General features: G+C 64.1%; 22 protein-coding genes. 15 read left to right on the top strand and 7 right to left on the bottom strand.

Going from position 1 to position 25,654, the window contains the following annotated elements; translation table 11 throughout:
• Positions 1–11 precede the first annotated feature (11 nt).
• Complete coding sequence (locus CLU92_RS08655) at positions 12–1,553, top strand: cryptochrome/photolyase family protein (RefSeq protein WP_101481551.1); 1,542 nt, start codon at positions 12–14, stop codon at positions 1,551–1,553.
• A 25-nt stretch (positions 1,554–1,578) separates the two neighbouring features.
• Here the strand turns inward: CLU92_RS08655 and CLU92_RS08650 are convergent, their stop codons facing one another.
• From CLU92_RS08650 to CLU92_RS08630, 5 genes are all read right to left on the bottom strand, one after another.
• On the bottom strand, positions 1,579–2,316 hold the full coding sequence (locus CLU92_RS08650) for a hypothetical protein (RefSeq protein WP_101481550.1): 738 nt from the start codon (positions 2,314–2,316) through the stop codon (positions 1,579–1,581).
• The gene (locus CLU92_RS08645; RefSeq protein WP_101484574.1) at positions 2,313–2,879 is read right to left on the bottom strand and encodes a hypothetical protein; all 567 of its coding nucleotides are present in this window, start codon (positions 2,877–2,879) and stop codon (positions 2,313–2,315) included. The genes CLU92_RS08650 and CLU92_RS08645 overlap by 4 nt, the downstream gene beginning before the upstream one ends.
• Before the next feature lie 66 nt (positions 2,880–2,945).
• Positions 2,946–3,233 (bottom strand): putative quinol monooxygenase, encoded by a 288-nt coding sequence (locus tag CLU92_RS08640; RefSeq protein WP_101481549.1) that lies wholly within the window; start codon positions 3,231–3,233, stop codon positions 2,946–2,948.
• Positions 3,234–3,412: 179 nt separating this feature from the next.
• Entirely contained in the window at positions 3,413–3,868 is a 456-nt protein-coding gene (locus CLU92_RS08635; RefSeq protein ID WP_101481548.1) for a GNAT family N-acetyltransferase, read from the bottom strand.
• A 45-nt stretch (positions 3,869–3,913) separates the two neighbouring features.
• Positions 3,914–4,834 carry a LysR family transcriptional regulator gene (locus CLU92_RS08630; RefSeq protein ID WP_101481547.1) on the bottom strand — a complete coding sequence of 307 codons (921 nt, stop codon included), beginning with the start codon at positions 4,832–4,834 and terminating at the stop codon, positions 3,914–3,916.
• A gap of 152 nt (positions 4,835–4,986) precedes the next feature.
• On the opposite strand from CLU92_RS08630, the gene CLU92_RS08625 reads away from it, so the two are divergent.
• From CLU92_RS08625 to CLU92_RS08600, 6 genes are all read left to right on the top strand, one after another.
• Positions 4,987–6,201 (top strand): 3-hydroxybenzoate 6-monooxygenase, encoded by a 1,215-nt coding sequence (locus tag CLU92_RS08625; RefSeq protein ID WP_101481546.1) that lies wholly within the window; start codon positions 4,987–4,989, stop codon positions 6,199–6,201.
• Entirely contained in the window at positions 6,198–7,250 is a 1,053-nt protein-coding gene (gene gtdA, locus CLU92_RS08620; protein ID WP_101481545.1) for a gentisate 1,2-dioxygenase, read from the top strand. The genes CLU92_RS08625 and gtdA overlap by 4 nt, the downstream gene beginning before the upstream one ends.
• 21 nt (positions 7,251–7,271) lie before the next feature.
• Complete coding sequence (locus tag CLU92_RS08615) at positions 7,272–7,979, top strand: fumarylacetoacetate hydrolase family protein (RefSeq protein WP_101481544.1); 708 nt, start codon at positions 7,272–7,274, stop codon at positions 7,977–7,979.
• A 67-nt stretch (positions 7,980–8,046) separates the two neighbouring features.
• The gene (locus CLU92_RS08610; RefSeq protein WP_101481543.1) at positions 8,047–9,408 is read left to right on the top strand and encodes an aromatic acid/H+ symport family MFS transporter; all 1,362 of its coding nucleotides are present in this window, start codon (positions 8,047–8,049) and stop codon (positions 9,406–9,408) included.
• Positions 9,405–10,049, top strand: coding sequence for a maleylacetoacetate isomerase (maiA, locus tag CLU92_RS08605; protein ID WP_101481542.1), 645 nt, complete (start codon positions 9,405–9,407; stop codon positions 10,047–10,049). Before CLU92_RS08610 ends, maiA begins: the two co-directional genes overlap by 4 nt.
• A gap of 23 nt (positions 10,050–10,072) precedes the next feature.
• Positions 10,073–11,173 (top strand): porin, encoded by a 1,101-nt coding sequence (locus CLU92_RS08600; protein WP_101481541.1) that lies wholly within the window; start codon positions 10,073–10,075, stop codon positions 11,171–11,173.
• Positions 11,174–11,187: 14 nt separating this feature from the next.
• Here CLU92_RS08600 and CLU92_RS08595 read toward each other — a convergent pair whose 3' ends face one another.
• Positions 11,188–12,651: an efflux transporter outer membrane subunit gene (locus CLU92_RS08595; protein WP_101481540.1), complete on the bottom strand. Its 1,464-nt coding sequence runs from the start codon at positions 12,649–12,651 to the stop codon at positions 11,188–11,190.
• A gap of 98 nt (positions 12,652–12,749) precedes the next feature.
• Between CLU92_RS08595 and CLU92_RS08590 the strand changes: the two genes are divergently transcribed.
• From CLU92_RS08590 to CLU92_RS08580, 3 genes are all read left to right on the top strand, one after another.
• On the top strand, positions 12,750–13,376 hold the full coding sequence (locus tag CLU92_RS08590) for a TetR/AcrR family transcriptional regulator (protein ID WP_101481539.1): 627 nt from the start codon (positions 12,750–12,752) through the stop codon (positions 13,374–13,376).
• 84 nt (positions 13,377–13,460) lie between these two features.
• Positions 13,461–14,570, top strand: coding sequence for an efflux RND transporter periplasmic adaptor subunit (locus CLU92_RS08585; protein ID WP_101481538.1), 1,110 nt, complete (start codon positions 13,461–13,463; stop codon positions 14,568–14,570).
• Positions 14,567–17,626, top strand: a complete 3,060-nt coding sequence (locus CLU92_RS08580; RefSeq protein WP_101481537.1) for an efflux RND transporter permease subunit — start codon at positions 14,567–14,569, stop codon at positions 17,624–17,626. The genes CLU92_RS08585 and CLU92_RS08580 overlap by 4 nt, the downstream gene beginning before the upstream one ends.
• 196 nt (positions 17,627–17,822) lie before the next feature.
• Here CLU92_RS08580 and CLU92_RS08575 read toward each other — a convergent pair whose 3' ends face one another.
• Positions 17,823–18,860 (bottom strand): AraC family transcriptional regulator, encoded by a 1,038-nt coding sequence (locus tag CLU92_RS08575; protein ID WP_101481536.1) that lies wholly within the window; start codon positions 18,858–18,860, stop codon positions 17,823–17,825.
• A gap of 207 nt (positions 18,861–19,067) precedes the next feature.
• Here CLU92_RS08575 and CLU92_RS08570 point away from each other — a divergent pair, with 207 nt between their 5' ends.
• From CLU92_RS08570 to CLU92_RS08550, 5 genes are all read left to right on the top strand, one after another.
• Entirely contained in the window at positions 19,068–21,077 is a 2,010-nt protein-coding gene (locus tag CLU92_RS08570; protein WP_101481535.1) for a glycoside hydrolase family 3 N-terminal domain-containing protein, read from the top strand.
• Between the two features lie 124 nt (positions 21,078–21,201).
• Positions 21,202–23,010: a DUF885 domain-containing protein gene (locus CLU92_RS08565; protein WP_218973455.1), complete on the top strand. Its 1,809-nt coding sequence runs from the start codon at positions 21,202–21,204 to the stop codon at positions 23,008–23,010.
• Between the two features lie 102 nt (positions 23,011–23,112).
• The gene (gene hpaR, locus CLU92_RS08560; protein WP_243858038.1) at positions 23,113–23,568 is read left to right on the top strand and encodes a homoprotocatechuate degradation operon regulator HpaR; all 456 of its coding nucleotides are present in this window, start codon (positions 23,113–23,115) and stop codon (positions 23,566–23,568) included.
• A 365-nt stretch (positions 23,569–23,933) separates the two neighbouring features.
• The gene (locus tag CLU92_RS08555; RefSeq protein ID WP_101481533.1) at positions 23,934–25,100 is read left to right on the top strand and encodes a porin; all 1,167 of its coding nucleotides are present in this window, start codon (positions 23,934–23,936) and stop codon (positions 25,098–25,100) included.
• 28 nt (positions 25,101–25,128) lie between these two features.
• Positions 25,129–25,653: a sorbitol dehydrogenase family protein gene (locus CLU92_RS08550; RefSeq protein ID WP_243858039.1), complete on the top strand. Its 525-nt coding sequence runs from the start codon at positions 25,129–25,131 to the stop codon at positions 25,651–25,653.
• Position 25,654: the final 1 nt, after the last annotated feature.

Below are 25,654 nucleotides of genomic sequence, written 5' to 3'. Positions count from 1 at the left end.
AAAGAATAATCATGACCTCACACAAGCCCACACTGCGCCTGATACTCGGCGACCAGCTCAATGCGCAGCATCGCTGGTTCACCGAAGTCGATGACGCCACCATCTATGTCCTGATGGAAGTGCGGCAAGAAACGGATTACGTGCTGCATCATGCGCAGAAAATCCTGGCGATCTTCGCAGCCATGCGGGAGTTGGCGCGCCAGCTGCGCCAGCTCGGCCACACAGTCCATTACATCGCCATCGACGAGGCGGCAAGCACGCGCTCGATACCGGAGAATATCGAAGCGCTGATTACCCGTTATGACGCCGGCGCCTTCGAATACCAGGCACCGGACGAATGGCGCCTTGACCAGCAGCTCTACCAGGCGGGACGACGCTCGACCATCCCCTGGCTGATGGTCGACAGCGACCATTTCTATACGGCCCGCAACGAGGTGGCCGATATTTTTGCCGGACGCAAGCAATGGCTGATGGAGTTTTTCTATCGCCAGATGCGCAGCACGCATCAGGTGCTGATGGAAGACGCGAAAAAACCCGTGGGCGGCCAATGGAACTTCGATCACGATAACCGCAAGCCCTGGCGCGGTACGCCCGCCGAGCCGCAAGACCCGCGCACGCTGCACGATCATGGGCAATTATGGCAATCCATCGTCGCCGCAGGCGTGAAAAGCTTTGGCGCTCCCCAGGCCGACCGGCTGCCATGGGCGCTGAACCGGGACGAAGCGCTGCAGCAGCTCGATGCCTTCATCGCCCATGCATTGCCGCATTTTGGCGATTTCCAGGATGCGATGAGCAGCAAGGCATGGCGCTTGTTTCATTCTTTGCTGTCGTTCGCGCTGAACGTGAAAATGCTCAAGCCGCGCGAAGTCGTCGCGAGGGCACAATCGGCTTATCACGCCGGCCATGCGCCCCTGGCTGCGGTGGAGGGGTTCATCCGCCAGATACTCGGATGGCGCGAGTATGTGCGTGGTGTTTACTGGGCGCATATGCCCGGCTATGCGGAGAAGAACTTCTTTGGCCACACGCGCCCGCTGCCTTCGTGGTTCTGGGATGGCAAGACGAAGATGCATTGCCTGTCGCAGGCGATCACCCAGTCACTGGAGCAGGCACACGCGCATCATATCCAGCGCCTGATGGTGATCGGCAATTTCGCGCTGCTTGCCGGCCTGGATCCTGCCAGGGTGCATGGCTGGTACCTGGGTATTTATATCGATGCTTTCGAATGGGTGGAGTTGCCCAATACCGTCGGCATGAGCCAGTTCGCCGATGGCGGCTTGCTGGCCACCAAGCCATATGTCTCCAGCGCCGCCTATATCGACCGCATGGGCGATTATTGCAAAGGCTGCCATTACGATAAAAAGGCGCGCATCGGCGAGCGTGCCTGCCCCTTCAATGCCCTGTACTGGGATTTTTTTCATCGCAACGCGGACACCCTGGAACGCAATCCCCGCATAGGCATGGCGTATCGCCAGCTGGAGAAAATGGACGCGGCGACGATAGCGGATTTCCGGCAGCAGGCGGCCAGTATGCTGGCCAGGCTCGATTCCCTGTAAAGCCGGGCAATCCGGCCCGGCACGCTTAGAGCGTATTGCGCCTCAACCCCGCCTGCCGCACGAACACTTGCAGTGCAGGCATGGTTTGCTGGTGCAGCACCTTCAGCTCCGTCCGGAGCGCGGGCGTGATGGCCAGGTTGCCGTCCGCTTGCTGGCGCACGGGCAGGCCCAGCGCTTGCGCCATCTCGACCGGGTAATTCGTGAAGTCGCCATACGGGCGCTTGCCGTCGACGGACGGGGTGGGCCAGTAGCCCTCGGCCAGGTAATCCTCGGCCGCGCCCATGCCCAGCATTTCCAGCGACATCCATGACTGCTGCCGCAGCAATGTCACATGTTGTCCGGTCAGGACGAAGGGCGCCTTGCCGTTGGCATAGCTGCCCGGTTTCAGGTCGGCCATGTGCACGAAGTGGGGCAGCATTTGCGACGCTTCCATCAGGCGCTGCGCGGCCAGCGCTGCATCCTTGCTGGCGATGGCTTGCATGGCCAGCGCCAGGGTATCGCCTTTGCCCAGCGGGTAGGCCGGATTGAGCATGGGCGCGCCGCTTTCCACGGGCGACCAGCCGATGTTGAAGCGCCGTATCAGCGCCAGATGGTGCACATTGAGCACCTTGGGCAGCGGAGAGTCGAGGGTGGACAGGATGCGCTGGCGCACGGCGACGGGCAGGCCGTCATCGGCCGCACGCGCAAGCATGGGAGAGCACAGCAAGGTGCCGGCAAGGCGCAGCAGCTGGCGCCGCATGGGCTGGATCAGACGCGACATCATGGAGCCGTCAAGTCCTGGCGCTGGAATTCGATGCGGTTTTCCTGGTAGTCCCACTTCGTGTGGGGCCCGAACACGCGCCGGTTTTCCTTGCTGTCGGCATTCGATTGCTCGCGCTTCATGCGCCGCACGAGGGCTGTGTCGACCAGCGGCGCGGTCGTCGTGCCGAAGACCTCGTGCCGCACGCTCTGCTTGGCGTCGGCGCCGCGCGAAATGATGGTGAGCTTGCGCGAGGCGGGATCGAAATACAGGCGCATGGCGAAGGTGTTCATATCCTGCAGGTACAGGCCCTCGTCGCGCCACTGGGCATAGAAGTAATCGCCGCAGACGGCCTTCGGTTCGCGTTTCCATTCGCAGGCGAGCAGGATCAGCAGGTGACGGTCGTCGAGCTGCTTGATTGAAACACGGGCCTTGGAATAGCCCCAGGTACTGGGCGGCACGGTCGTCGAGGAGAGCAAGTTGTACTCGCCCGCGAGCTTGGGCATGGGCGCTTGCGCCGAGGCGCCGGTGCAGAGAGTCAAGGCGGCTGCCGCTGCGGCGCCGCGTATCTTGGGAAATGGTGTCATGATGGCCATAAGGAATAGTTGCCATATTATAGATGGCAACATTTCTTTATGGCCACGCGCTTGCCCTTATTTCAGCTTGCTCAACTCAGCCACGTCGATCTTGACGACCTTGTCGCCCACGGCGGCGACCAGCGTATTGAAGTGGGGCGTCGCATAATGCGCCGTCAGCGCCGCCTGGTCGGCCCATTCTTCCAGCATGATGAAGCGCGTGTGAATCTTGTTGTCGATGTGCAACTCGTAGCGCAGGCAGGCGCTTTCCGCGCGGCTGGGCGGTACGACTGCTTCCAGGGCGGCGCGCACGGCGTCGATATGGTCAGCTTGGGCATCGATGGTGGCGACGACGATCAGGGTCATGGTGGTCCTTGTAAAGTGTTGGGGCGGAAGCAGCTTAGCGCATCTTGCCCTTTCTTGCCTGCCATGCCCAGTCTGGCTGCGCCGAAACAGTTTCCGCCGCAGCCAGACAATCAAGCTGTACCTACGCCGCATGATCGGCGGCATTTCCCGGCGCATGCCTTCCCCGAAGGTCAGCTCAGTTAGGTCAGATCAATGACGGCCAGCATGTCATTGTCATCGGCATCCATGCCTTTTTCCACGAAACCCATGCTCGCATAGAACTGTTTCGCGTTGGCATTACCAGGCTTGTAGCAGATTTCGATGCTGCGCGCATCCGGTCGCGTGCGGATTTCCGCCAGTGCCAGAGCGAGGGCGGTCCGGCCATGGCCTTGTCCCTGGCGCCGGTGATCGATCATGAAGCGCCAGATCTGGTAGTGGCCGGGCGGATCGTCGTCGTCGGGCGAGACGAACATCAGGAAACCGATCACCTCCTCATCGTCATACACGGCGCGCGTATGCATGGTGGCGGGATGGAAACTCGCTTGCGCGATGGAATAGTCGTTGCTGGCCAGATAGTCGCGCTGCTGAGGCAGCAAAGGCAGTTCGCTGATGATGTCAAAATTGTCGGCGGTGACGGCACGCAGGCTGATGGGCATAGTGGAAGGCAGTGAAAAGGCTAGGTGTGGCAGTATGCGGAAAAATTATCCGATAGGCAAGGTTGTGGCGTCGCCAGCCCCAAACAGCTGCGCCATCGTCTGGCGCAGCCAGCGGTTCGATGCATCTTCATGGTAGCGCTCGTGCCAGTGCTGCTTGACTGAAAAGCTGGGCAGCGCCACGGGCAGGGGCAGGATGCGGAACGCTTCGTGGTCCTGCATTTGCAGCGCGTAGCGGTACGGTACCGTGACGATGTACTGGGTTTCGGCGACGATGCGCGATACACCGAGGAAGCTGGGTAGTTTCAGCACGATGCGCCGCTGCACGCCAGCCGCCGCCAGGACCTTTTCCACGATGGAATGTCCCGTGCCCGAGCTTTTCACTTCGATATGCCCCTCCTGCAGGAATTGTTCCACGGTGATGCTGTCGCGGATGCGCGGGTGGCTGCTGGATACCAGGCAGACAAAGTGCTGGTCGAACAGCTTCTGCTGATAAAACCCCGATTCCAGGTGCGGCATGAAGCCCACGGCCAGGTCCACTTCGCCTCCTTCCAGGCGCTCGGGCGTGTCGGTGGCGATCTTTGACACGTCCAGGGTGATGCCAGGCCCGATCTGCTGCAGATGGTTAAGCAGCGTGGGCAGCAGCACGATTTCGCTGATGTCCGTCATGCAGATGGCAAATTCGCGCGTGCTGGCGGCCGGGTCGAACACGGGCTGGTCGGCCAGTGCGTGCTGCCAGGCGGCAATTGCGGCGCGTACATCCTGCACGGCGTTTTGCGCGCGCGGTGTCGGCTCCATGCCTTTCGAGGTGCGCGCGAACAGGCGGTCGCCGAAATGCGTGCGCAGCTTGCCCAGGCCAATGCTCACGGTCGACTGCGGCAAGCCCAGGTTTTCCGCCGCGCGCGTCACATTACGGCTTTTATAGATCTCGTCAAAGATGAACAGCAGTTCGATATCGAAGCGCGACATGGACTAGCCTCCCTACCATTATTTAAAAACCTGATTGTTGCTATTGTATTCCATCGCTTTACCAAATATTGAGCTGTCGGCACACTGCTTGTCATACCAAGAGCACGTCAAACGTGCATCGCGCAAGCACACAGATCAATTGGAGGAAAGAAATGGAAGCACCCCACAAACCGTCGGTCTTGATCGTCGGCGGCGGCATTGGCGGCATGGCCGCCGCCCTGTCCCTGTCGCGCCTGGGGCTGGCCGTCACCGTGCTGGAACAGGCTTCGACCCTGGGCGAGATCGGCGCCGGCATCCAGCTGGCGCCCAACGCCTTCGCCGCGCTGGACGCGCTGGGCGTGGGAGAACGCACGCGTGCCAAGGCCGTCTTCACGGAACGCCTGGTGATGATGGATGCCGTCGACGCGACCGAGGTAGGCACTTTTGTCGTCGATACGGCCTTCCGTGAGCGCTTCAGCAATCCCTACGCCGTCATCCACCGGGCCGACATCCACGGCGCCATCCTCGACGCGGTGCGCACCTCGCCGCTGATCACGTTCGTGACGTCGTCGCAGGTGACGGACGTGACGGAAGACGACACGGGCGTCACCGTGGTCGATGCGGCGGGACGCAGCTTCCGCGCCGATGTACTGATCGGCTGCGACGGCGTCAAGTCCGTGATCCGCGAGCGTATCGTGGGCGATGCGGTGCGCGTCTCCGGCCACGTGGTTTACCGCGCCGTGGTGCCGGCCGCCGACATGCCGGCCGATTTGCGCTGGAACGCGCCCGTCGTCTGGGCCGGGCCGAACTGCCACCTCGTGCATTACCCGCTGCGCAATGGCGAGCAATACAACCTGGTAGTGACCTTCCACAGCCGCGATCAGGAAGCGTGGAGCGTCAAGGACGGCAGCAAGGAAGAAGTGCTGTCCTACTTCGACGGCGTCCACGCGCAGCCGCGCCAGCTGCTGCACAAGCCTACCTCGTGGAAACGCTGGAGCACGGCCGACCGCGACCCCGTCGCCAACTGGAGCACGAAGCGCATGACCTTGCTGGGCGACTCGGCCCACCCGATGCTGCAATACCTGGCGCAGGGCGCCTGCATGGCGCTGGAAGATGCCGTGACCCTGGGCGAGGCCGTGCGCGCCTGCGATTTCGACATGGCCGCCGCCTTCCAGCTGTATCAAACCTCGCGCATCGCCCGCACCGCGCGCGTCGTGCTGTCGGCGCGCGAAATGGGCCGTCTGTATCACGCCAAAGGCGTCGAACGCCTGGTGCGTAACGACCTGTGGCGCGGCCGCACGCCCGCGCAATTCTATGAGGCGCTGGCCTGGCTGTATGGCTGGACGGCGCAAACCTGCCTGGCCACCACCGAGAAGGACGCAGCATGACTTCCCATCAAACGCCCGAACGCGAGGCTTTATATGAAGCCCTGAGCGGCATGCATCTGTCGCCGCTGTGGCAATCCTTGCACACCCTGGTGCCGCCCCATCCGACGGCGCCGTATGCTCCCGCCCTGTGGCGCTATGCCGACATCGCGCCGCAGCTGGCGCGCGCCGGAGAGGTGATTACGGCCCACGAAGCCGTGCGCCGCGTCCTCGTGCTGGAAAACCCGGCCTTGCCGGGCCGCTCCTCGATTACGCAATCGCTGTACGCGGGCTTGCAGCTGATTTTGCCCGGAGAAGTGGCGCCGTCGCACCGTCACAGCCAGTCGGCGCTGCGCTTTGTCGTGAGCGGGCAGGGCGCCTACACGACCGTGGCGGGCGAGCGCACCACCATGCATCCGGGGGACTTCATCATTACTCCCTCGTGGACCTGGCATGACCATGGCAACCTGGGTGTGGATGGCGTCTGCGAGCCTGTCGTGTGGCTCGATGGCCTCGACATTCCCATGCTCCGCTATTTCGATTCCGGTTTCGCGGAAAACGACACGGAAGACAGCCAGACCGTCACCCGCCCGGAAGGCCAGAGCTTCGCCCGCTACGGCTACAACATGGCGCCCGTGAAGCGGCTGCACGAGGGCGCCACGTCGCCCATCTTCAACTACCCGTATGCCCGCTCGCGCGAAGCGCTGGACCTGCTGTCGCGCACGGACGCCATCGACTGCTGGCACGGCTACAAGCTCAAATATGTGAACCCCCTGACGGGTGGCTCGCCCATGCCGACCATGGCCACCTTCATGCAACTGCTGCCCAAAGGGTTTGCGGGCAAGCGCGCGCGCAGCACGGACGGCACTGTCTACAGCGTGGTCGAAGGCCGTGGCACGGTGACGATAGGCGAGCAGCTATTCGACTTCGCCCCGCGCGACACCTTCGTCGTGCCTTCATGGGCCGCCGTTTCCTTCGATTGCCCGCAGGAAGACGTGGTGCTGTTCAGTTTTTCCGACCGCCCCGTGCAGCAAGCGATGGGCGTGCTGCGCGAGCAGTTTTTGACCGATTGATTTTTCAGACAGGACTTTGACATGACCAACTTCATCTTTGCCCCCCAAGCCATCGCCGGCCTGCCCATCGTCGGCACCGATAGCCAGTTTCCCGTGCGCCGCATCTATTGCGTGGGCCGCAATTACGCGGCCCATGCGCGCGAAATGGGTTTTGACCCGGACCGCGAACCGCCATTCTTTTTTTGCAAGCCGAACGACGACAAGTCCGTCGTGCCCGTGCCGCCCGGCGTGACGGCCAACGTGCCATATCCGGCGCAGACGTCGAATTACCACCATGAAATCGAACTGGTGGTCGCTATCGGCAAAGGCGGCAGCAATATCGCCCTGGAGGATGCGCCGTCGCACATCTTCGGCTATGGCGTGGGCCTGGACATGACGCGGCGCGACCTGCAGATGCGCATGCGCGAACAGGGGCGCCCGTGGGAAATCGGCAAGGCCTTCGACTATTCTGCCCCCATTGGCGCGCTCACGCCCATCGCCGCGTCCGGCGAGATCACCACGGGTGCCATCGTGCTGGAAGTGGACGGCAAGGTCGTGCAGACGAGCGACCTCACGCACCTGATCTGGTCCGTCAATGAAGTCATTGCCAATCTGTCGACCCTGTTCGAGCTGCAGCCGGGCGACATCATCATGACGGGCACGCCCGAAGGCGTGGGTGCCGTCACCAGCGGGCAAACCATGGAGGCGCGCATCGCAGGCTTGACGCCGATCACCGTCGCCGTGCAATAAACATCCCCGGGCCAGCGCGGCACAGATCGCGCAGCCCGGTAATGCCACCAACAAGAATGGAGACAGCATGAACAGCAATGCCAGCACCGACGTCCAGCACTTCCTCGACAGTCACCCGTTTTCCCGCTACCAGAAGCTGATTCTCTGGCTATGCTTTTTGATCGTCGCCATCGACGGCTTCGACACGGCCTCGATCGGCTTCATCGCGCCTGCCATCCGCGCCGAATGGGGTTTGACCCCCGCCGCGCTGGCGCCCCTGTTCGGCGCCGGGCTGTTTGGCCTGATGGCTGGCTCATTTTTATTCGGTCCCCTGGCGGACCGCTACGGCCGCCGTCCTGTGCTGATCGTGTCCGTCGCCTTCTTCGGCGCGGCCAGCCTGCTGTCGGCCTGGTCGACGGATCTGACGATGCTGCTGGTGTTGCGCTTCCTCACGGGGCTGGGCCTGGGCGGCGCCATGCCGACGTCGGTGACCATGACGTCCGAATACTGCCCGCAGCAGCGCCGTTCCGGCCTCGTGACCATGATGTTCTGCGGCTTTACCATCGGTTCCGCGCTGGGCGGCCTGGCTTCGGCGCAGCTGCTGCACCTGATCGGCTGGCGCGGGGTGCTGATGCTGGGCGGTGCCTTGCCCCTGCTGCTGGTGCCTGTGCTGCTGCTGGCGCTGCCCGAGTCCCTGCGCTGGCTGGTATTGAAAGGACGCGACGGTAGCCAGGTGTTGAACATCGTGCGCCGCATCGCGCCCGCCTTGGCCGCCTTGCCGCGCCTCGTGGTCAGCGACAAAAAACTCGCAGGCTCCCCCATGGCGGAACTGTTCCGTCCCGGCGTGATTGGTGGCACCTTGCTGCTGTGGTCCACGTTCTTCATGAGCCTGCTCATCATCTATTTGCTCTCTAGCTGGATGCCGACTTTGCTTAACGGCAATGGCCTGTCCCTGTCTAACGCCTCTCTGGTGACGGTGATGTTCCAGGTGGGCGGCACGGTGGGCGCCATCCTGCTGGGCCGCTGGATGGACCGCTATAGCCCCCATAAAGTGCTGAGCATCGCCTACCTGGCGGCCGCCGGCTGCATCGTCGTCGTGGCCCTGTCGGGCAGCAGCCTGGCCTTGCTGGTGCTGGCCGTCTTCGGCGTGGGCTTTGGCGTCAGCGGTTCGCAAGTGGGCGCCAATGCGCTGGCCGCTGCGTTCTACCCCACGTCAAGCCGCGCCACAGGCGTCAGTTGGGCCGCCGCCGTGGGCCGCAGCGGCTCCGTGCTGGGCTCCATGGCCGGTGGCCTGATGCTGACCCTGAAACTCGATAACGAAACCATCTTCTTCCTGCTGGCCATCCCGGCCGTGCTGGCGTCCCTGGCGCTGCTGGCCATGGGTCGTTTGATGCGCGTCCGGAATCGCTCTGCCGCCGTTCCAGCTACCCTGACTGAAAGCACCGTATGAAATTGCATGGCTATTACCGCAGCTCCGCCTCTTACCGCGTGCGCATCGCGCTGAACCTGAAGAACCTCCACGCCGATACGGCCTATGTGCACCTGAGCCGTAATGGCGGCGAGCAGTTCACGCCCGCGTTTTCCAGCCTTAACCCGCAGCAGCTACTGCCCGTGCTGGAGGACGGCGGCGCCGTGCTGACGCAATCGCTGGCCATTATCGAATACCTGGACGAGACACAGGCGGGGCAAAAACTGCTGCCGGCCGACGCGCCGGGCCGCGCCCGCGTGCGCCAGCTGGCCATGGTCTGCGCCTGCGACATCCACCCGCTGAACAACCTGCGCGTGCTCAATTACCTGACGGGGCCCTTGGCGCTGTCGCAGGAACAGAAGAATGCGTGGTACCAGCACTGGACCCATCTGGGCCTGGCCGCGCTGGAAGCGGAGTTGGCGAGCAGCGCACATACAGGCATGTTCTGCCATGGCGACACGCCGACACTGGCCGACTGCTGCCTGGTGCCGCAGGTATACAACGCGCTGCGATTCAAGTGCGACCTGGCGCCGTATCCGACGATCCTGCGCATCGTCGCGCATTGCGAGGCGCTGCCGGCTTTTCAGCAGGCGCACCCCGATGTGCAGCCAGACGCAGAATAAAACCACAAAAAACGGAGACAAGCATGAGAAAAATCAACGCCATCACCATGGCGCTGCTGGGCGCGTGCGCCCACGGCGTGAGCACCAGCGCCCACGCGCAAAGCAGCGTCACCCTGTACGGAGTGCTCGACAGCTCAGTGGCCTACACGACGAATGCCAACGCGGCCGGCGACAGCGTCACCAAGATGCCCACCTTGACGGGTTCATTGCCATCGCGCTTCGGCTTGAAGGGCGTGGAAGACCTGGGCGGCGGCTTGCAAGCGATCTTTGCGCTGGAATCGGGCTTCGGCGTCGATACGGGCATCGCGGGGCAGGGCGGGAGATTGTTCGGCCGCCAGTCATACGTGGGCTTGAAGGGGCGCTATGGCAGCGTGATGCTGGGGCGGCAAATGAATATGTCGTTCTGGGCCACGCAAAAGTCCGACATCATGGGCCCGGCCCTGTTTTCCATCAGCAGCCTCGATCTGTACCTGCCGAATGCGCGCAGCGACAACGCCATCGGCTACCTGGGCACGTTTTCCGACGTGACGGTGGGCGCCACCTACAGCCTGGGGCGCGATGCCTCGGCAGCGGGCGGGCCGGCGGCCACGGGCTGCGCGGGCGAAGTGGCGGGCAATGCAAAGGCCTGCCGCCAAATCACTGCCTTGCTGGGCTATGACACAGGCCGCTACGGCGCCACGGCGTCGTACGACATCATGTACGGCAACGCGGGCGCGGCCAACGGCCTCACATCGAGCCGCAACTTCGACCGCCGCGTGATCGCCAGCGCCTACGCCATGGCTGACAAGCTGAAAATCGGCGGCGGCATCATCGACCGCACCATCCGCGCCGCCACGGGGCAAGTCGACTCGCAACTGCTGTATGTGGGCGCCGCCTGGCCGGTCGCTCCCGCGCTGGTCCTCGATGGGCAAATCGCGAGGCTGGCCGTCAAGCACAGTCCCAACGATGCCACCCTGGCCACCGTGCGCCTGACGTATCACCTGTCCAAGCGCACGGCCGTCTACAGCGCCATCGGCCGCATGGACAACGATGGCGCTGCCGCCGTGGCGCTGGACGCGGGCGGCACCGTGGGCGCGGGCCGCACGCAGAATGGCGTGATGGCGGGGATGCGCCACTTTTTCTGAGCGCTGTCCCGGCTTTACCGCGCAGCAAGGGCCGCAGGCGCTGGCGCCTGCCAGCCGCCGCCCAGCGCCTTGTAGGTGGCGACCGCCGCACGTGCGGCGGCCGTTTGCGCCTGCGCGTGCGCATCCTCGGCCCGCAACAGCTGGGCGTCGGCCTGCAGCACATCGTGGCGGCTGATCGCTCCCTTGTGAAAGACCGCCAGTGCAGAGGCACGCGCGCGCTGCAGCGCATCGACGCTTTGCGCCAGCAGGCCTGCCTGCTGTTCGTACCCGAGCAGTGCCGAACAGGCATTCTCCACGTCTTCCGCGGCACGCAGCACGGCCAGACGATAGGCCGCCAGTAACTCGGCTTCCTGGCCCCGGGCGGCGTCGATCTGCGCAGCGATGCGGCCGAAATCGAACAGGCGCCAGCGCATGCCGAGCACGCCCGCAACCTGGCCGGACCCGCTGGCAAACAGGGAGCCGCCGGCGGTGGTGCTGCCGAGCAGGCCGCCCAGGCTCAGTTTGGGATAGTATTCGGCCATTTGCGCGCCGGTGCGCGCGCTCGCTGCGGCCAGGCGCCGCTCGGCCACGATCAGGTCGGGCCTGCGCCGCAGCAGGTCGCCTGGCGTACCCCCGGCCGTGATGCGTGGCGCGACCGCGATGATGCCGCTGGCGGGCAGTTCGTGGCCATGGGTACCGGGCGCCGCGCCCAGCATCACGTCGAGCGCATGCAGTGCCACTTCGCGCGCCGTTTCCAGGCCTGGCATGGCCGCGCGCGCCTGCGACAGTGCCGCCTCGGCTTGCCGCAGCGTCGGCTCGTTCACCAACCCCTTGCCGTACAACAGTGTCGCGATGTCCAGCGCCGCCGCCTGGGTGTCGACCTGCTTGCGTGCCAGATCGCGCCGCGTTTGCAGGCCCTGGATGGTCAGGTACAAGTCGGCCGTCTGTGCCGCCACGGCCAGGCGCGCTGCCGCCCATCCCGCTGCCGTCGCCTCGTAGTCGGCGCGCGCCGCTTCGCGTTCGCGGCGCAGGCCGCCGAACAGGTCGAGTTCCCATGACGCTTCCAGGTTGACTTCGTGCGCGCTGCCGGCGCGCGCGAACCCGGGCGTGGCATCGAGCACCTTGCCCAGTGGCGTCTGCACCGATTGATAGGCGCGCGCGGTCTGGCCTTCGAGATTGGCCGAGGGCAGCAATGCGGCATCGGCCGCGCCAAGCACTGCGCGCGCCTGGTGCACCCTGGCTGCAGCCTGCGCCAGGTCGAGGTTTTGCGCCAGTGCCAGCGTCACCAGGCGAGTCAGGTACGGATCGCCAAACGCCGTCCACCACTGCTGCAGTTCGGCTGTATCGGCGTCCTGGCGCAAGCCGACTGCCGACTGGTGCAGATACTGCGCCGCTTGCGGCAGTGCGGGCCGGTGGTAATCGGCACCGGCGGTGCAGCCCGCGGCCAGGCCGGCGGCACACAGCACGAAGGGGAGGCGCAGAAGGGCTGGGATGGGCATAGGGATTGTCCTGTTCGTTAAAAAAAGAAAATGAGTGTGACTATAATACATTTTGGTCACTTATTGTGCATTTTGGCGCGGCGCGTTAAGCTGTGGCCATGAACCACACCACACTTCATCCAACAAATCCGTCGCCCGCGCGCGGCCCGGCCGGCCACGACGTGCGCGATCAGATCGTCGTCGCCGCCACCGAATATTTCAGCCTGTATGGCTACGAAAAGACCACCGTGTCCGACCTGGCCAAGGCCATCGGCTTTTCCAAGGCTTATATCTACAAGTTCTTCGAGTCCAAGCAAGCTATCGGCGAACATATCTGCGGCAACTGTCTGCGCCAGATTGAAACCGAGGTCAGGGCAGCGGTGGATGCCGCCGGTCAGCCGCCAGAGAAGCTGCGGCGCATGTTCAAGGCCAGTGTCGAGGCCAGCCTGCGGCTGTTCTTCCAGGACCGCAAGCTGTACGACATCGCCGCCTCGGCCGCCACCGGGCGCTGGCCGACGGTGCAGGCCTATGAGCTGGCCATGGGCGCCTTGCTGCAGGATATCTTGCAGCAGGGCCGCAAGACGGGCGACTTCGAGCGCAAGACGCCGCTCGACGAAACAGCAAGCGCGATCTACCTGGTGATGCGCCCCTACATCAATCCCTTGCTGCTGCAGCACAGCCTGGAGACGAGCGAGACGGCGCCGGCACAATTGTCCAGCCTCGTGTTGCGCAGCTTGTCACCCTAGTCACAATGCCGGTTTGTGACTGTTGACTTATTTGGTCACCAGTACCAGAATGAGAACCCTATTCAATTCGTTCATGGGATTCTTATGCGCTGGCGCCGTCTTGCCTCATCTGCTGTCATCTCCGCCTTGCCCCTGGCCTTGTCCCTGGGCCTGACCGCCTGCGGCGAGAAGGCGCAAGCCGATCCGCGTACCGCCATGCCGCTGGTGCGCGCTGTAACGGTGCAGGGTGCCGAGTCGGGTGCGCGTACCTTTACCGGCGTCGTCGCGCCACGCGTGCAAAGCGAATTGGGTTTTCGGGTCGCCGGCAAGGTGCAGGAGCGCCTGGTCGATGCCGGCCAGACCGTGCGGCGTGGCCAAGCCTTGATGCGCCTGGATGCGCAGGACTTGCAACTGCTGGCCCAGGCACGCCAGGACGCGGTCACGGCCGAGCGCGCCCGCGCGCGCCAGACGGCCGACGAGGAGGCGCGCTACCGCGACTTGCGCGGCACCGGCGCCATCTCGGCATCAGCGTACGACCAGGTCAGGGCGCTGGCCGACGCCGCGGCTGCCCAGCTCAAGGCAGCCGAGGCCCAGGCCGACGTGGCGCGCAATGCGCTGCGCTACGCAGTGCTGGTGGCCGATGCCGATGGCATCGTGACGGATACGCTGGCCGAACCGGGCCAGGTACTCGCTGCCGGGCAGCCGGCGGTGCGCCTGGCCCATGACGGGCGGCGCGAAGCGGCGATCCAGTTGCCGGAAACCTTGCGCCCGGCACTTGGTTCGACCGCCCAGGCCACGCTATTTGGCAGGCCGGGCGCCAGCGTGCCGGCCACGCTGCGGCAGCTGTCGCAGAATGCGGACCGGCAAACGCGCACCTTCGAGGCGCGCTATGTGCTCGATGCAGCGCTGTCGGGCGCGCCACTGGGCGCCACCGTCACGGTGCGCATTGCCGGTAGCGCCGATGCCGGCGATGCCGTGCGGGTACCGCTCGCGGCCCTGCACGATGGGGGCAAGGGGCCGGGCGTGTGGCTGATCCAGGGTAAGCCGGCGCGGCTGGCCTGGCGGCCCGTCAAGGTGCGCCGCCTGCACGATGACGGCGCCGACGTCAGCGGCCAGCTCAAAAGCGGCGAACGCATCGTTGCGCTGGGCGCTCACCTGCTGCGCGACGGCGAGCAGGTCGCACTTGAGCAAGCGGGTGCGGGAGCGCGGCCATGAGCGGGGGCTTCAACCTGTCGGCGCTGGCCGTGCGCGAGCGTTCCGTCACGCTGTTCCTGATCTGCCTGATATCGCTGGCCGGCCTCTTGTCCTTCTTCAAGCTGGGACGGGCGGAAGACCCGGCCTTCACGGTCAAGGTGATGACCATCGTCACCGCCTGGCCAGGCGCCAGCGCGCGCGAAATGCAGGACCAGGTGGCCGAAAAGATCGAAAAGCGCCTGCAGGAGCTGCGCTGGTACGAGCGCGCCGAAACCTATACCACGCCCGGCCTGGCGTTTACCACCCTGACCCTGCTCGACAGCACGCCGCCCGACCAGGTGCAGGCCGAGTTCTACCAGGCGCGCAAGAAGGCTGGCGACGAGGCGGCCAACCTGCCGTCCGGCGTCATCGGTCCCATGATCAACGACGAATACGCGGACGTCACCTTTGCCCTGTTTGCGCTCAAGGCGCGGGGCGAGCCGCAGCGCCTGCTGGTGCGCGAGGCTGAAACCTTGCGCCAGCGCCTTCTGCACGTGCCGGGCGTGAAGAAGGTCAATATCATCGGCGAGCAGGCCGAACGCATCTATGTCGAGTTTTCTCAGGAGCGCCTTGCCACTTTGGGCGTCAGGGCGCAGGACGTGTTTGCGGCGCTGCACGGCCAGAATGCGCTCACGCCAGCCGGTTCGGTCCAGACGCGGGGGCCGCAAGTGTTCATCCGCCTCGACGGCGCGCTCGACGCGCTGCAAAAGATCCGCGACACGCCGGTGGTGGCGCAGGGCCGTACGCTGGCCCTGTCCGATATCGCCACTGTGCGTCGCGGCCACGAGGACCCGGCCAGCTTCATGGTGCGCAATGGCGGCGAGCCGGCGCTGCTGCTGGGCGTGGTCATGCGCGATGGCTGGAATGGCCTGGACCTGGGCAAGGCGCTGGAGCGGGAAGTGACGGCCATCGGCACTGAAATGCCGCTGGGTATGAGCCTGGCCAAGGTCACCGACCAGGCTGTCAATATCGGCGCGGCCGTGGATGAATTCATGCTCAAGTTCCTCGCCGCGCTGCTGGTGGTGATGCTGGTGTGTTTTGTCAGCATGGGCTGGCGCGTCGGCATCGTCGTTGCCGCCGCCGTGCCGCTGACCCTTGCCGTCGTGTTCATCGTGATGGCCGCGACAGGCAAGAATTTCGACCGCATCACCCTCGGTTCCCTGATCCTGGGCCTGGGCCTGCTGGTGGACGACGCCATCATCGCCATCGAGATGATGGTGGTCAAGATGGAGGAGGGCTACAGCCGCATTGCCGCCTCCGCGTATGCCTGGAGCCATACGGCCGCGCCCATGCTGGCGGGCACCCTGGTCACGGCCGTCGGCTTCATGCCCACCGGCTTTGCCCGCTCCAGCGCCGGCGAGTACACCAGCAATATGTTCTGGATCGTCGGTATCGCCCTGATCGCCTCGTGGGTGGTGGCTGTGTTGTTTACACCTTATCTGGGCGTGAAGCTCCTGCCCGAGCTGAAAAAGGTCGCCGGCGGCCATGATGCGTTGTACGACACGCCGCGCTACCACCGCTTTCGCCGCCTGCTGGGCCGCGTGATCGCCAGCAAATGGCTGGTGTTCGCCACCGTGATCGGCCTGTTCGTGCTGGCCGTGCTGGGCATGGCCATCGTCAAGAAACAGTTTTTCCCCGTCTCCGACCGTCCTGAAGTGCTGATCGAAGTACAACTGCCTTACGGCAGCGGGATCGGGCAGACCAGCGGTGCGGCGATGAAAGTGGAAACCTGGCTGGCGCGCCAGCCCGAGGCGAAGATCGTCACGGCCTATGTTGGCCAGGGCGCGCCGCGCTTTTACCTGGCAATGGGGCCGGAATTGCCCGATCCTTCGTTTGCCAAGATCGTCGTGCGCACCGACAGCCAGCAAGCGCGCGACACCCTCAAACAGCGCTTGCGCGTGGCCGTTGCCGCAGGCCTGGCACCGGAGGCGCGCGTGCGTGTCACACAACTGGTGTTCGGCCCATACTCGCCGTTTCCCGTCGCCTACCGCGTCAGCGGCCCGGACCCCGAGGTGCTGCGCACCATCGCCGGCCAGGTGCAGCGCGTGATGCAGGCCAGTCCCATGATGCGCACCGTCAATACTGACTGGGGCACGCGCACGCCCACCCTGCATTTCAGCCTGCAGCAGGACCGCTTGCAAGCCATGGGGCTGAGCTCAGGCGCCGTGGCGCAGCAGTTGCAGTTCCTGCTCAGCGGCGTAGCCGTCACCGCCGTGCGTGAAGATATCCGCACGGTGCAGGTGGTGGCGCGCGCGGCCGGCGACATGCGCCAGGACCCTGCCCGTATCGCCGACCTGACCCTGGCTGGCGCCAACGGCGAGCGCATCGCGCTGTCGCAGGTGGGCACGGTCGAGGTACGCTGGGAAGAACCGGTGATGCGCCGGCGCGACCGCCAGCCGACGATTACCGTGCGCGGCGACATCGCCGACGGCATGCAGCCGCCCGACGTGTCGGGCGCCATCACGGCGCAGCTGCGGTCCATCATCGATACACTGCCAGGCGGCTACCGCATCGAGCAGGCCGGCTCGATCGAGGAATCGGCGAAGGCGACGAAGGCCATGCTGCCCCTGTTCCCCATCATGCTGGCGTTGACCTTGCTGATCATCATTCTGCAGGTGCGCTCGATTTCGGCCATGGTCATGGTTTTCCTGACCAGTCCACTGGGCTTGATCGGCGTCGTGCCCACGCTGATCCTGTTCCAGCAGCCGTTCGGCATCAATGCGCTGGTCGGCTTGATCGCACTGTCGGGCATTTTGATGCGCAACACGCTGATCCTGATCGGCCAGATCCACCATAACGAGGCGGCCGGGCTGGTGCCTTTCGATGCCGTCGTCGAAGCGACCGTGCAGCGCGCCAGACCGGTGATCCTTACCGCCCTGGCGGCCATCCTGGCCTTCGTTCCGCTGACCCATTCGGTCTTCTGGGGAACGCTGGCCTACACCCTGATCGGCGGCACGTTTGCCGGCACGGTGCTGACCCTGGTGTTTCTGCCGGCGATGTATGCGATCTGGTTCAGAATACGGCCGCAGGCTGTATAGCTTGAACAGCGGGCCGGAGACGCGGGACTGAGAAAATGCCGATGGCGGCGTTGCAGCTTCCTTGCCGTACTTGCGTACTGTCTGCGTCGCTGCGCCTTGCCCTCGGCATTTTTCAGGCTCGCTTGGCCCGGGGAACCCGTCTCTTCGACTAGGGCCATTCGTGGTTTGCCGGTTTGCTTGTTGCTTGTCTCTTTCTCTAGGCTCCGGCGGCATCCTGCCTGTAGCGCGCTGGCGGCAGTTCGAACTGGTTCTTGAAAAAGCGGGTAAACGCGCTTTGCGAGGAAAAGCCCAGGCGGTCGCTGATTTCCGCCACGCTCAGGCTCGTTTCTCGCAGCAAACGGCGCGATTCTCGGCTCTTGGCGCGCAATTCCAGCGCGCGGAACGATGTCTGCTCCTGCTGCAGCTGGCGCTGCAAGGTCCAGCGGTTCATCGCCAGGCCGTCGCACAGGGCCGGCAGCAGCGAGGCGCCATCGGTATCGCCCGCACCTTGCTGGCCCAGTAAATCGATGATGGCTTGCTCCACGCGGGCCGAAAACAGCTGCGCCCTCTGCAACTGCTGCAATTGCCCCTGCGCGTGCCGCAGCGCGTGCGGCGCCAGCATGGCGTTGAACTGCGCGAAGGGACGGTCCAGCGCCGGCGCGTCAAATGTCAATGTATTGCGCGCTTGGCCAAAGGTGGCGGCGGCGCCGAAACACTCGGCAATGGCTGGCGCGAACCATGGCGCCTTGCCCTGGAAGCTGGCACGGAAGGCGGTTGCCATGCCATCGTCGTAGGCGCGCGCCACCAGCGACAACATGCGGAAATTGGCCAGCGCCTGCATGGCCCCCCCCATGGGGCAGAACTCGGACAGGTATTCGATCTCGATGCGCGTGCCACTCTCGCTCATCAGCATGAAATCGAATTCGCCGATCAGACCCCGCAAGTGCAGCAGCTCGTGCAGCGCGCTGCGCAGGGTGGGGCGGTTGAAGCAGACGTGGGCGATACCCGAGTAATGCGCGAACCAGTGCGTCACGTCGAGATCGAGAATGGCCCGGTGCTGCGGCAACTGCTGGGCGTAGGCCGTCATGCGGCGGTGCCGCTCGGCGTTGATGCGGCCGCCAGGTTCCGTGAGTTGCGCCGGCGTGATGCCCGTATGGCGGAAAAAGTCGGCGGGATCGTGGCCATCAGCCTGCATGGTGCGCGCACATTGTTGCGCAATGCGGTTCGAAACCGTGCGCGTGTCGGGTTTGTGCAAGGGTGTCTCCTGCTTGTTGTAGTATTTTTTCACAAATATTAGCACTTTGTAGGAGATTGTTGCTTGTCATGCCGTCTCACCAAAAATTGTTCTCGCGGGTATAAAACGGGTGCTGCGCGGTAAAGAAACTCACGCATTCTCACGCTATATTGTTTTCGGCCGGCCTTGCTGCCGCGCCCTATACCTACAAAAACAGTCTTGGAGATAATGATGAATTGCACTTTGAAACCGATGGCCCGCGTGGTTGCCGGCTGCGTCGCCACGCTTGCCCTGGCCGCTTGCGGCAGCGATACCGGAAGCGAGGGCTACACGCAGCCCGCGTTCGGCGCCACTACTTACACCCAGCTCAAGGTCGACGGCTATACCTTCAAGGATATGAACCGCAACGGCAAGATCGAGCCGTACGAAGACTGGCGCCTGACGGCCGAGGCGCGCGCCGACGACCTGCTGTCGCGCATGAGCCTCGATGAAAAGGCAGGCCTGATGATGCACGGCACGGCGCCCACCGTGTCCGACCCTTCCGGCATCGGCCTGGGCGGCGCGTATGACCTGGTGGCCCTGCAAGACCTGATCGTCAAGCAGTACGTCAACACGTTTATTACGCGCATGGCGGGCGATACGGCCAATATGGCGGCCCAGTACAACAAGGTGCAGGCCCTGAGCGAAACCTCGCGCCATGGCATCCCCGTGTCCATCAGCACGGATCCGCGCCACCATTTCCAGTACACGGTGGGCGCCAGCGCCGGTACCAAGGGCTTCTCGCAGTGGCCGGAAACCCTGGGCCTGGCCGCCATCGGCGACGATGCGCTGGTGCGCCGTTTCGGCGATATCGCGCGCCAGGAATACCTGGCCGTCGGCATTACGCAGGCGCTATCACCGCAGGCGGACCTGGCCACCGAGCCGCGCTGGTCGCGCATCAACGGCACGTTTGGCGAAGACGCCGACCTGGCCAAGCGCATGGTGCAGCACTATATCGAGGGCTTCCAGGATGGCAATACGGGCTTGCATGACGGCAGTGTGGTGGCCGTCGTCAAGCACTGGGTAGGCTACGGCGCCACGAAAGAGGGCTTTGACGGCCACAATTACTATGGCCGCTACATGACCTACCCGGGCAACAACTTCGCTTACCACGTGAAGCCCTTCGAAGGGGCGTTCACGGCCAAGGCGGCTTCCGTCATGCCGACGTACGCCCTGCCAGACGGTAATATCACCATAGCCGGCATCACCCTGGAGCAGGTGGCGGCCGGTTTCAGCAAGACCATGTTGACCGATCTGCTGCGCGGCAAATACGGCTTCGAAGGCGTGATCCTGTCCGACTGGGGCATCACTTCCGACTGCGACGCCAACTGCCGCAACGGCACGCCGCCAGGCGTCGCGCCTTCGTTCATCGGCTTTGGCACGCCGTGGGGCATGGAAGACGCCACCAAGGCCGAACGTTACGTGAAGGCCGTCACGGCGGGGATGGACCAGTTTGGCGGCGTGACGGAAGCGCCGTACCTGACGCAAGCCGTGCAGCGTGGCCAGTTGACGGAAGCGCGCATCAACGCCTCGGCGCGGCGCATCCTGATCCAGAAATTCAAGCAAGGCCTGTTCGAGCATCCGTTTGTCGATGCGGCCAAGGCATCCACCACGGTGGGCAAGGCGGAATTCGTCGAGGCTGGCCTGGATGCGCAGCGCCGTTCGCTGGTCTTGCTGGAAAACAAGGACAAGGTCTTGCCGCTGGCGGCCAGCGTCAAGAAAGTCTACCTGTATGGCATCGATGCGGCCGTGGCGAAGCAGTACGGCTACACGGTGGTGGCCACGCCGCAGGAAGCGGACGTGGCCCTGCTGCGCGTGGCCGCGCCCTATGAAACCCTGCACCCGAATTACATCTTCGGCAGCATGCAGCACGAAGGCCGCCTCGATTACGTCGATGGCAATGCCGACTACGAGGCGATCAAGAACGCGGCGAAATACGCGCCGAAGACGGTGGTGACGGTGTACCTGGACCGTCCGGCCATCCTCGGCAACGTGCAGGACAAGGCCAGCGCCATTCTCGCCAACTTTGGCGTGAGCGACGGCGCGCTGTTCGATGTCCTGACGGGCAAGGCCAAGCCGCAAGGCAAACTGCCGTTCGAGTTGCCGTCGTCGATGGCCGAAGTGCAGATGCAGAAATCGGACGTGCCGTATGACACGGCCCATCCGCTGTACAAGTTCGGCGACGGGCTGGCGTACTGACAGGCGCGGGACGGGTCGCCTGGCGCGGCCTGTCCCCGTCCGATTGACAGCACCCTGGCGCTCGCCGATACTGGCCGCTTCGTTCGCCGTTTTGTTCGCCGATTCTGCCAGGAAGGAAACCCCGATGTACCTTATTCCGAAATTGCACCAGACCGTGCTTGCCGCAGCACTCTCCATAGCGTTTGCCATGCCCGCCATGGCCGCCGCCCCGGCAGCGGCTGGCGCCGAATCGGCCTGGGTCGAGGCCAGCAACCGTAACGCGGCCATCGTGCTGGCGGCGCAGGCGAAGTTCTCGCCCGAAAACGCTTCCGACACAGGCCTGGCGCAGTACGACGGCCTGGCCGCCGACCTGGGGCCGAAGATCACCGAACGTTATGTGGCAGCCATGCGGCAGGCGCGCGCGCAATTGCAGCAAAAGCTGGCGATGGAAAAAGATGAGCGCGTCCGTCAGGATCTGCAGATTCTGACGCAGGCTGTGGACCAGGAAATCACCGGCGCCCAGCTGGACGCCAAGTACACCTTACCGTGGGTCGATGTGCCGCAAATGGTTTTTGGCAGCATGCAAAGCTTGCTGCAGGAGCAGCGTCCGGCCGCGCGACGCGCCAAGGCGCTCGAACGTTTGCAGCGCTATGTGGGCCGGTTCCCGGGCAGCACGCCGATCACGCAGCAGGCCAAGGCGCGCTTCACGGAAAAAATCAGCAAGCCTGGCCTGGCCGGTCCCGTGCGCCTGCAGGTGGAGCAGTCGCTGGAAAACGTGCCGACGTATATCGCCGGCATCCGCAAGCTGTTTGCCGACATGCAGATCGCGGACGCCGAACCTGCGCTGGCGGCGATGGAACAGCAGTTGAACGAATATGCGGCGTGGGAGAAGCAAGTGGTGCTGCCCCTGTCGCGCACGGATTTCCGCATGGCGCCCGAGTTGTACGCCTTCCGCCTGAAACAGGTGGGCATCGACATCGAGCCGCGCGCGCTGGTCGAACGGGCGCAAGTGGCCTACCTGGAAACGCGCGCCGCCATGCAGGCGCTGGCGCCCGTGGTGGCGGCCGGGCTGGCGTTGAAGGGCGTCGACGGCAGCGATTACCGCCAGGTGCTGCGCGCGCTGAAAGTCGATTCCATCCCGAACGAGCAGCTGGAAGCGCACTACAAGGGCGTCAATACGCAGCTGGAAGAGCGCATCGCCCAGCAGCGCGTCGTCGATATTCCTGCGCGCGCCATGACCATGCGCCTGGCATCGAATGCCGAATCGGCGGCCCAGCCGGCGCCGCACATGCGGCCGCCTCCGCTGATCGGCAATACGGGAGAACACGGCCAGTTCGTCCTCCCCGTCAGCAATCCGGCCACCAGCGGCAAGGGCGAAGCATATGACGATTTCAACTTCGCGGGCGCGGCATGGACCCTGAGCGCGCACGAGGGCCGGCCCGGCCACGAGCTGCAGTTCAGCGCCATGGTGGAGCGGGGCGTGTCGCAGGCGCGCAGCCTGTACGCGTTCAACAGCGTCAACGTGGAAGGCTGGGCGCTGTATGCGGAAGCGGAGATGATTCCCTACGAACCGGCCGAAGGCCAGTTCATCGCGCTGCAGTTCCGCATGCTGCGCGCGGCACGCGCCATGCTCGACCCGATGCTGAACCTGGGGCAGGTCACCCGTGAAGAAGCGGGCCGCATCCTGACGGATGAAGTGATGCTGTCGAAAGCGATGGCGCGCCAGGAGCTGGACCGCTACACCTTCAATATGCCGGGGCAGGCGGGCAGCTATTTCTATGGCTATACGCGCATCCTGCAGCTGCGCGCGGAAACGGAGCTGGCGCTGGGCGAGAAATTCGACCGCCTGGCCTTCAACAACTTCCTGCTGGGACAGGGTTTGCTGCCGCCTGGCCTGCTGGCCAAGGCCGTGCGCGAACACTTTATTCCCGAGCAGAGAAAAGCCAGGGGCTGACGCCATGGCATCAAGAGCGGCAGGGAAAGGCATTTTTGCCGCTATTTTCCTCGGGCGAGTCGTATAATTACGCTCATTGTGCTGGCCACCCTGGAGTTCCACTTGCAGCTACCGATCCGTTATCCGAACATGCCGCAACTGCTGCTGAAGGCACGCGACAGCCTGCTCCAGCATTTCCGCCCCATCCTCAATCACTTCGGCGTGACGGAGCAGCAGTGGCGCATCATGCGCGCGCTGAACGAAAGCCCTACCCTGGAACCGCGCGAGCTGTGCAATATCTGCCAGATTTCCAGTCCCAGCATGAGCGGCATCCTGGCGCGCATGGAAGAAATCGGCTTGATCGGGCGTAGCAAGTTTGAAGGCGACCAGCGCCGCCGCAAGGTGCACCTGTCGGAATCGGGCGCCAGCTTGTTGCTGCAGATGGGCAAGTTGATTGACTTGCAATATGAACACCTGGAAGCGGCTTACGGCAAGCAAGTGTTTGAAGACATGCGCCGTACCCTGGAAGCCTTTATTGCCCTGGAAACCCTGCCGGTGGCGCCCGCCATCCTGCGCTGAATCGTCCAGTCCCCCCCGTTTTCTGCCTGTCTGACCTTCCGCCGCGCGTGTTTTTTTAACACGCGCCGCCGCTGCTTTTGTCACGCCTGTTCCACGCTTTTCCCCATTATGCCGGGCTTGCGCCCGCGCATCTATCGGTTTTGCTATAAGAGCTATCCATGTTTTGCTATAAGACTACGCCTTATAGTTAATCACTTACATGTGAGCAAATAAGCGTATAATTTGCTGCACTTGATCCAAATCAAGAAGAACAGCGGATGCCCCCATCGCCGGATGGGGCGGCAACGCAGCGTCACAGCGTGTGTTCCGCCATCGCGGTGGACATGCTTGTTGTACGTACAACAAAACAGGAAAATCAGGAAAAAATGAACACTATATGCATGCGCGCTGCGGCGCTGGCCGTCACTTCGCTCATCGGCGCAAACGTTTGCGCCCAAAGCAATGTCACCATTTACGGCGTAGTTGATGCGGCCACCGCCTACGCCAGCAACCAGGGAGGCAAGTCGAATACCTATATGCGCAGCGGCAGTTTGTCCGCCAGCAAGATCGGTTTCCAGGGCGTGGAAGACCTGGGCGGTGACCTAAAGGCGCTGTTCTTGCTGGAAAACGGCTTTGAAAGCGATACGGGCGCGCAGAGTTCGGCCAGCTCCCTGTTCAACCGCCAGGCCTACGTGGGCTTGCAATCGAAGGCCTACGGCAGCGTGACGGCCGGGCGCCAGTACACGCCGTACTATCTGCTGGTGGGCTCGCTGGCGTCGAGCAATGTCTTGACGGGCGCGACCGGCGCCCACCCGGGCGATATCGACGGCCTCGATACGACCGTGCGCATCAGCAATTCCGTCACCTACAATATGCCAGCCTGGCGCGGCCTGCAGGCCAGCGCGCAATACGGCTTCGGTGAAGCGGCCGACGGCAATGCCGTGGGCAGCAGCTTCAGCGCCGCCGTCAAGTACAGCACCTCGCCGGCGGAATTCGCGCTCGGCTATCTGAAACTGAAAAATGGACAGAATGGCGCTGGCTGGAGCGACAACGCATCGGGCAGCTTCGGTATCTCGGCCCTCAACCGGGGCTATGCCTCGGCCGAAAGCATAGCGTTCATTGCCGCCAGCGCGCGCTACACCATGGGCAAGTGGATGGTGGGCGCCAATGCCAGCAACGTGCAGTACCAGGCGGGCAGCCACTCCACCTTCCGCGACACCGCCATCTTCAACACGGCCGGCCTGATTTCCAGCTACCAGCTGACGCCGCAGTGGTTCCTGGCCGCCGGCTACAGCGACACCTACACCAGCCGCGCCAATGGCGTGTCGGACCGCGCGCGCTACCGCCAGCTGTCGTTCGAGCAGACCTATGCGCTGTCCAAGCGTACGGCGATCTACCTGATCGAAGCGCGCCAGCTGGCGCGCGGCCAGACCCTGGGCCAGGGCGGCGCCATCGTCGACGCAGTCGCCTCGGTGGGCGATTCACAAAACGGCACGCCATCGTCGAATGGTGGCCAGACAGTGGTGATGGTCGGTCTCAAGCATTCTTTCTGAACGGTTGCTGAACTCACGGGAGCTTCAATTGGACGCTACACATAACAAGGAGGGCCGCGGCCCTCTCAATCCTGGCCGCCGCATGGTGCTGGCCGGCTTGCTGTCGGCATCAGCCGCGGCACTGATTCCCTGGGCGCTGGCCGAGCCGGTCGCCAATGCGGAGCAGGGCGCCTTTTTGGGCGTGTCGGCCATGCTGGTCGGGCGCCAGGTGCTCAACCCCGTACTGGCCAAGCGCCTGTATGACGCGCTGGTGGCGCAGGACGCCGCCTTTCCCGCCAAGGTGCGTGCGCTGTTGACCCTGATCAATGCGCAGGGCTTGCAGGCGGCCGGCCTGCAGGAAGCGCTCGATGCGCTCGATCCGGTGCAGTTGCCGCTGGCGGCCTTGCCGCGCCAGATCGCCAGCGCCTGGTACCTGGGCATCGTCGGCACGGGCGAGGCGGCCGTCTGCGTCGCCTACGAGCAGGCGCTGAACGCCGCCGTCGTGGCCGATGTGCTGAAACCTCCCACGTATTCCTACGGCGCCTACGGCAGCTGGGCCAGAAAACCAATTTAAG

The organism is Janthinobacterium sp. 61, from assembly GCF_002846335.1.
Lineage (GTDB): Bacteria > Pseudomonadota > Gammaproteobacteria > Burkholderiales > Burkholderiaceae_D > Janthinobacterium.
Note: the sequence above shows the minus strand (reverse complement) of the source record. Positions and strands in the feature narration are given on the sequence as shown.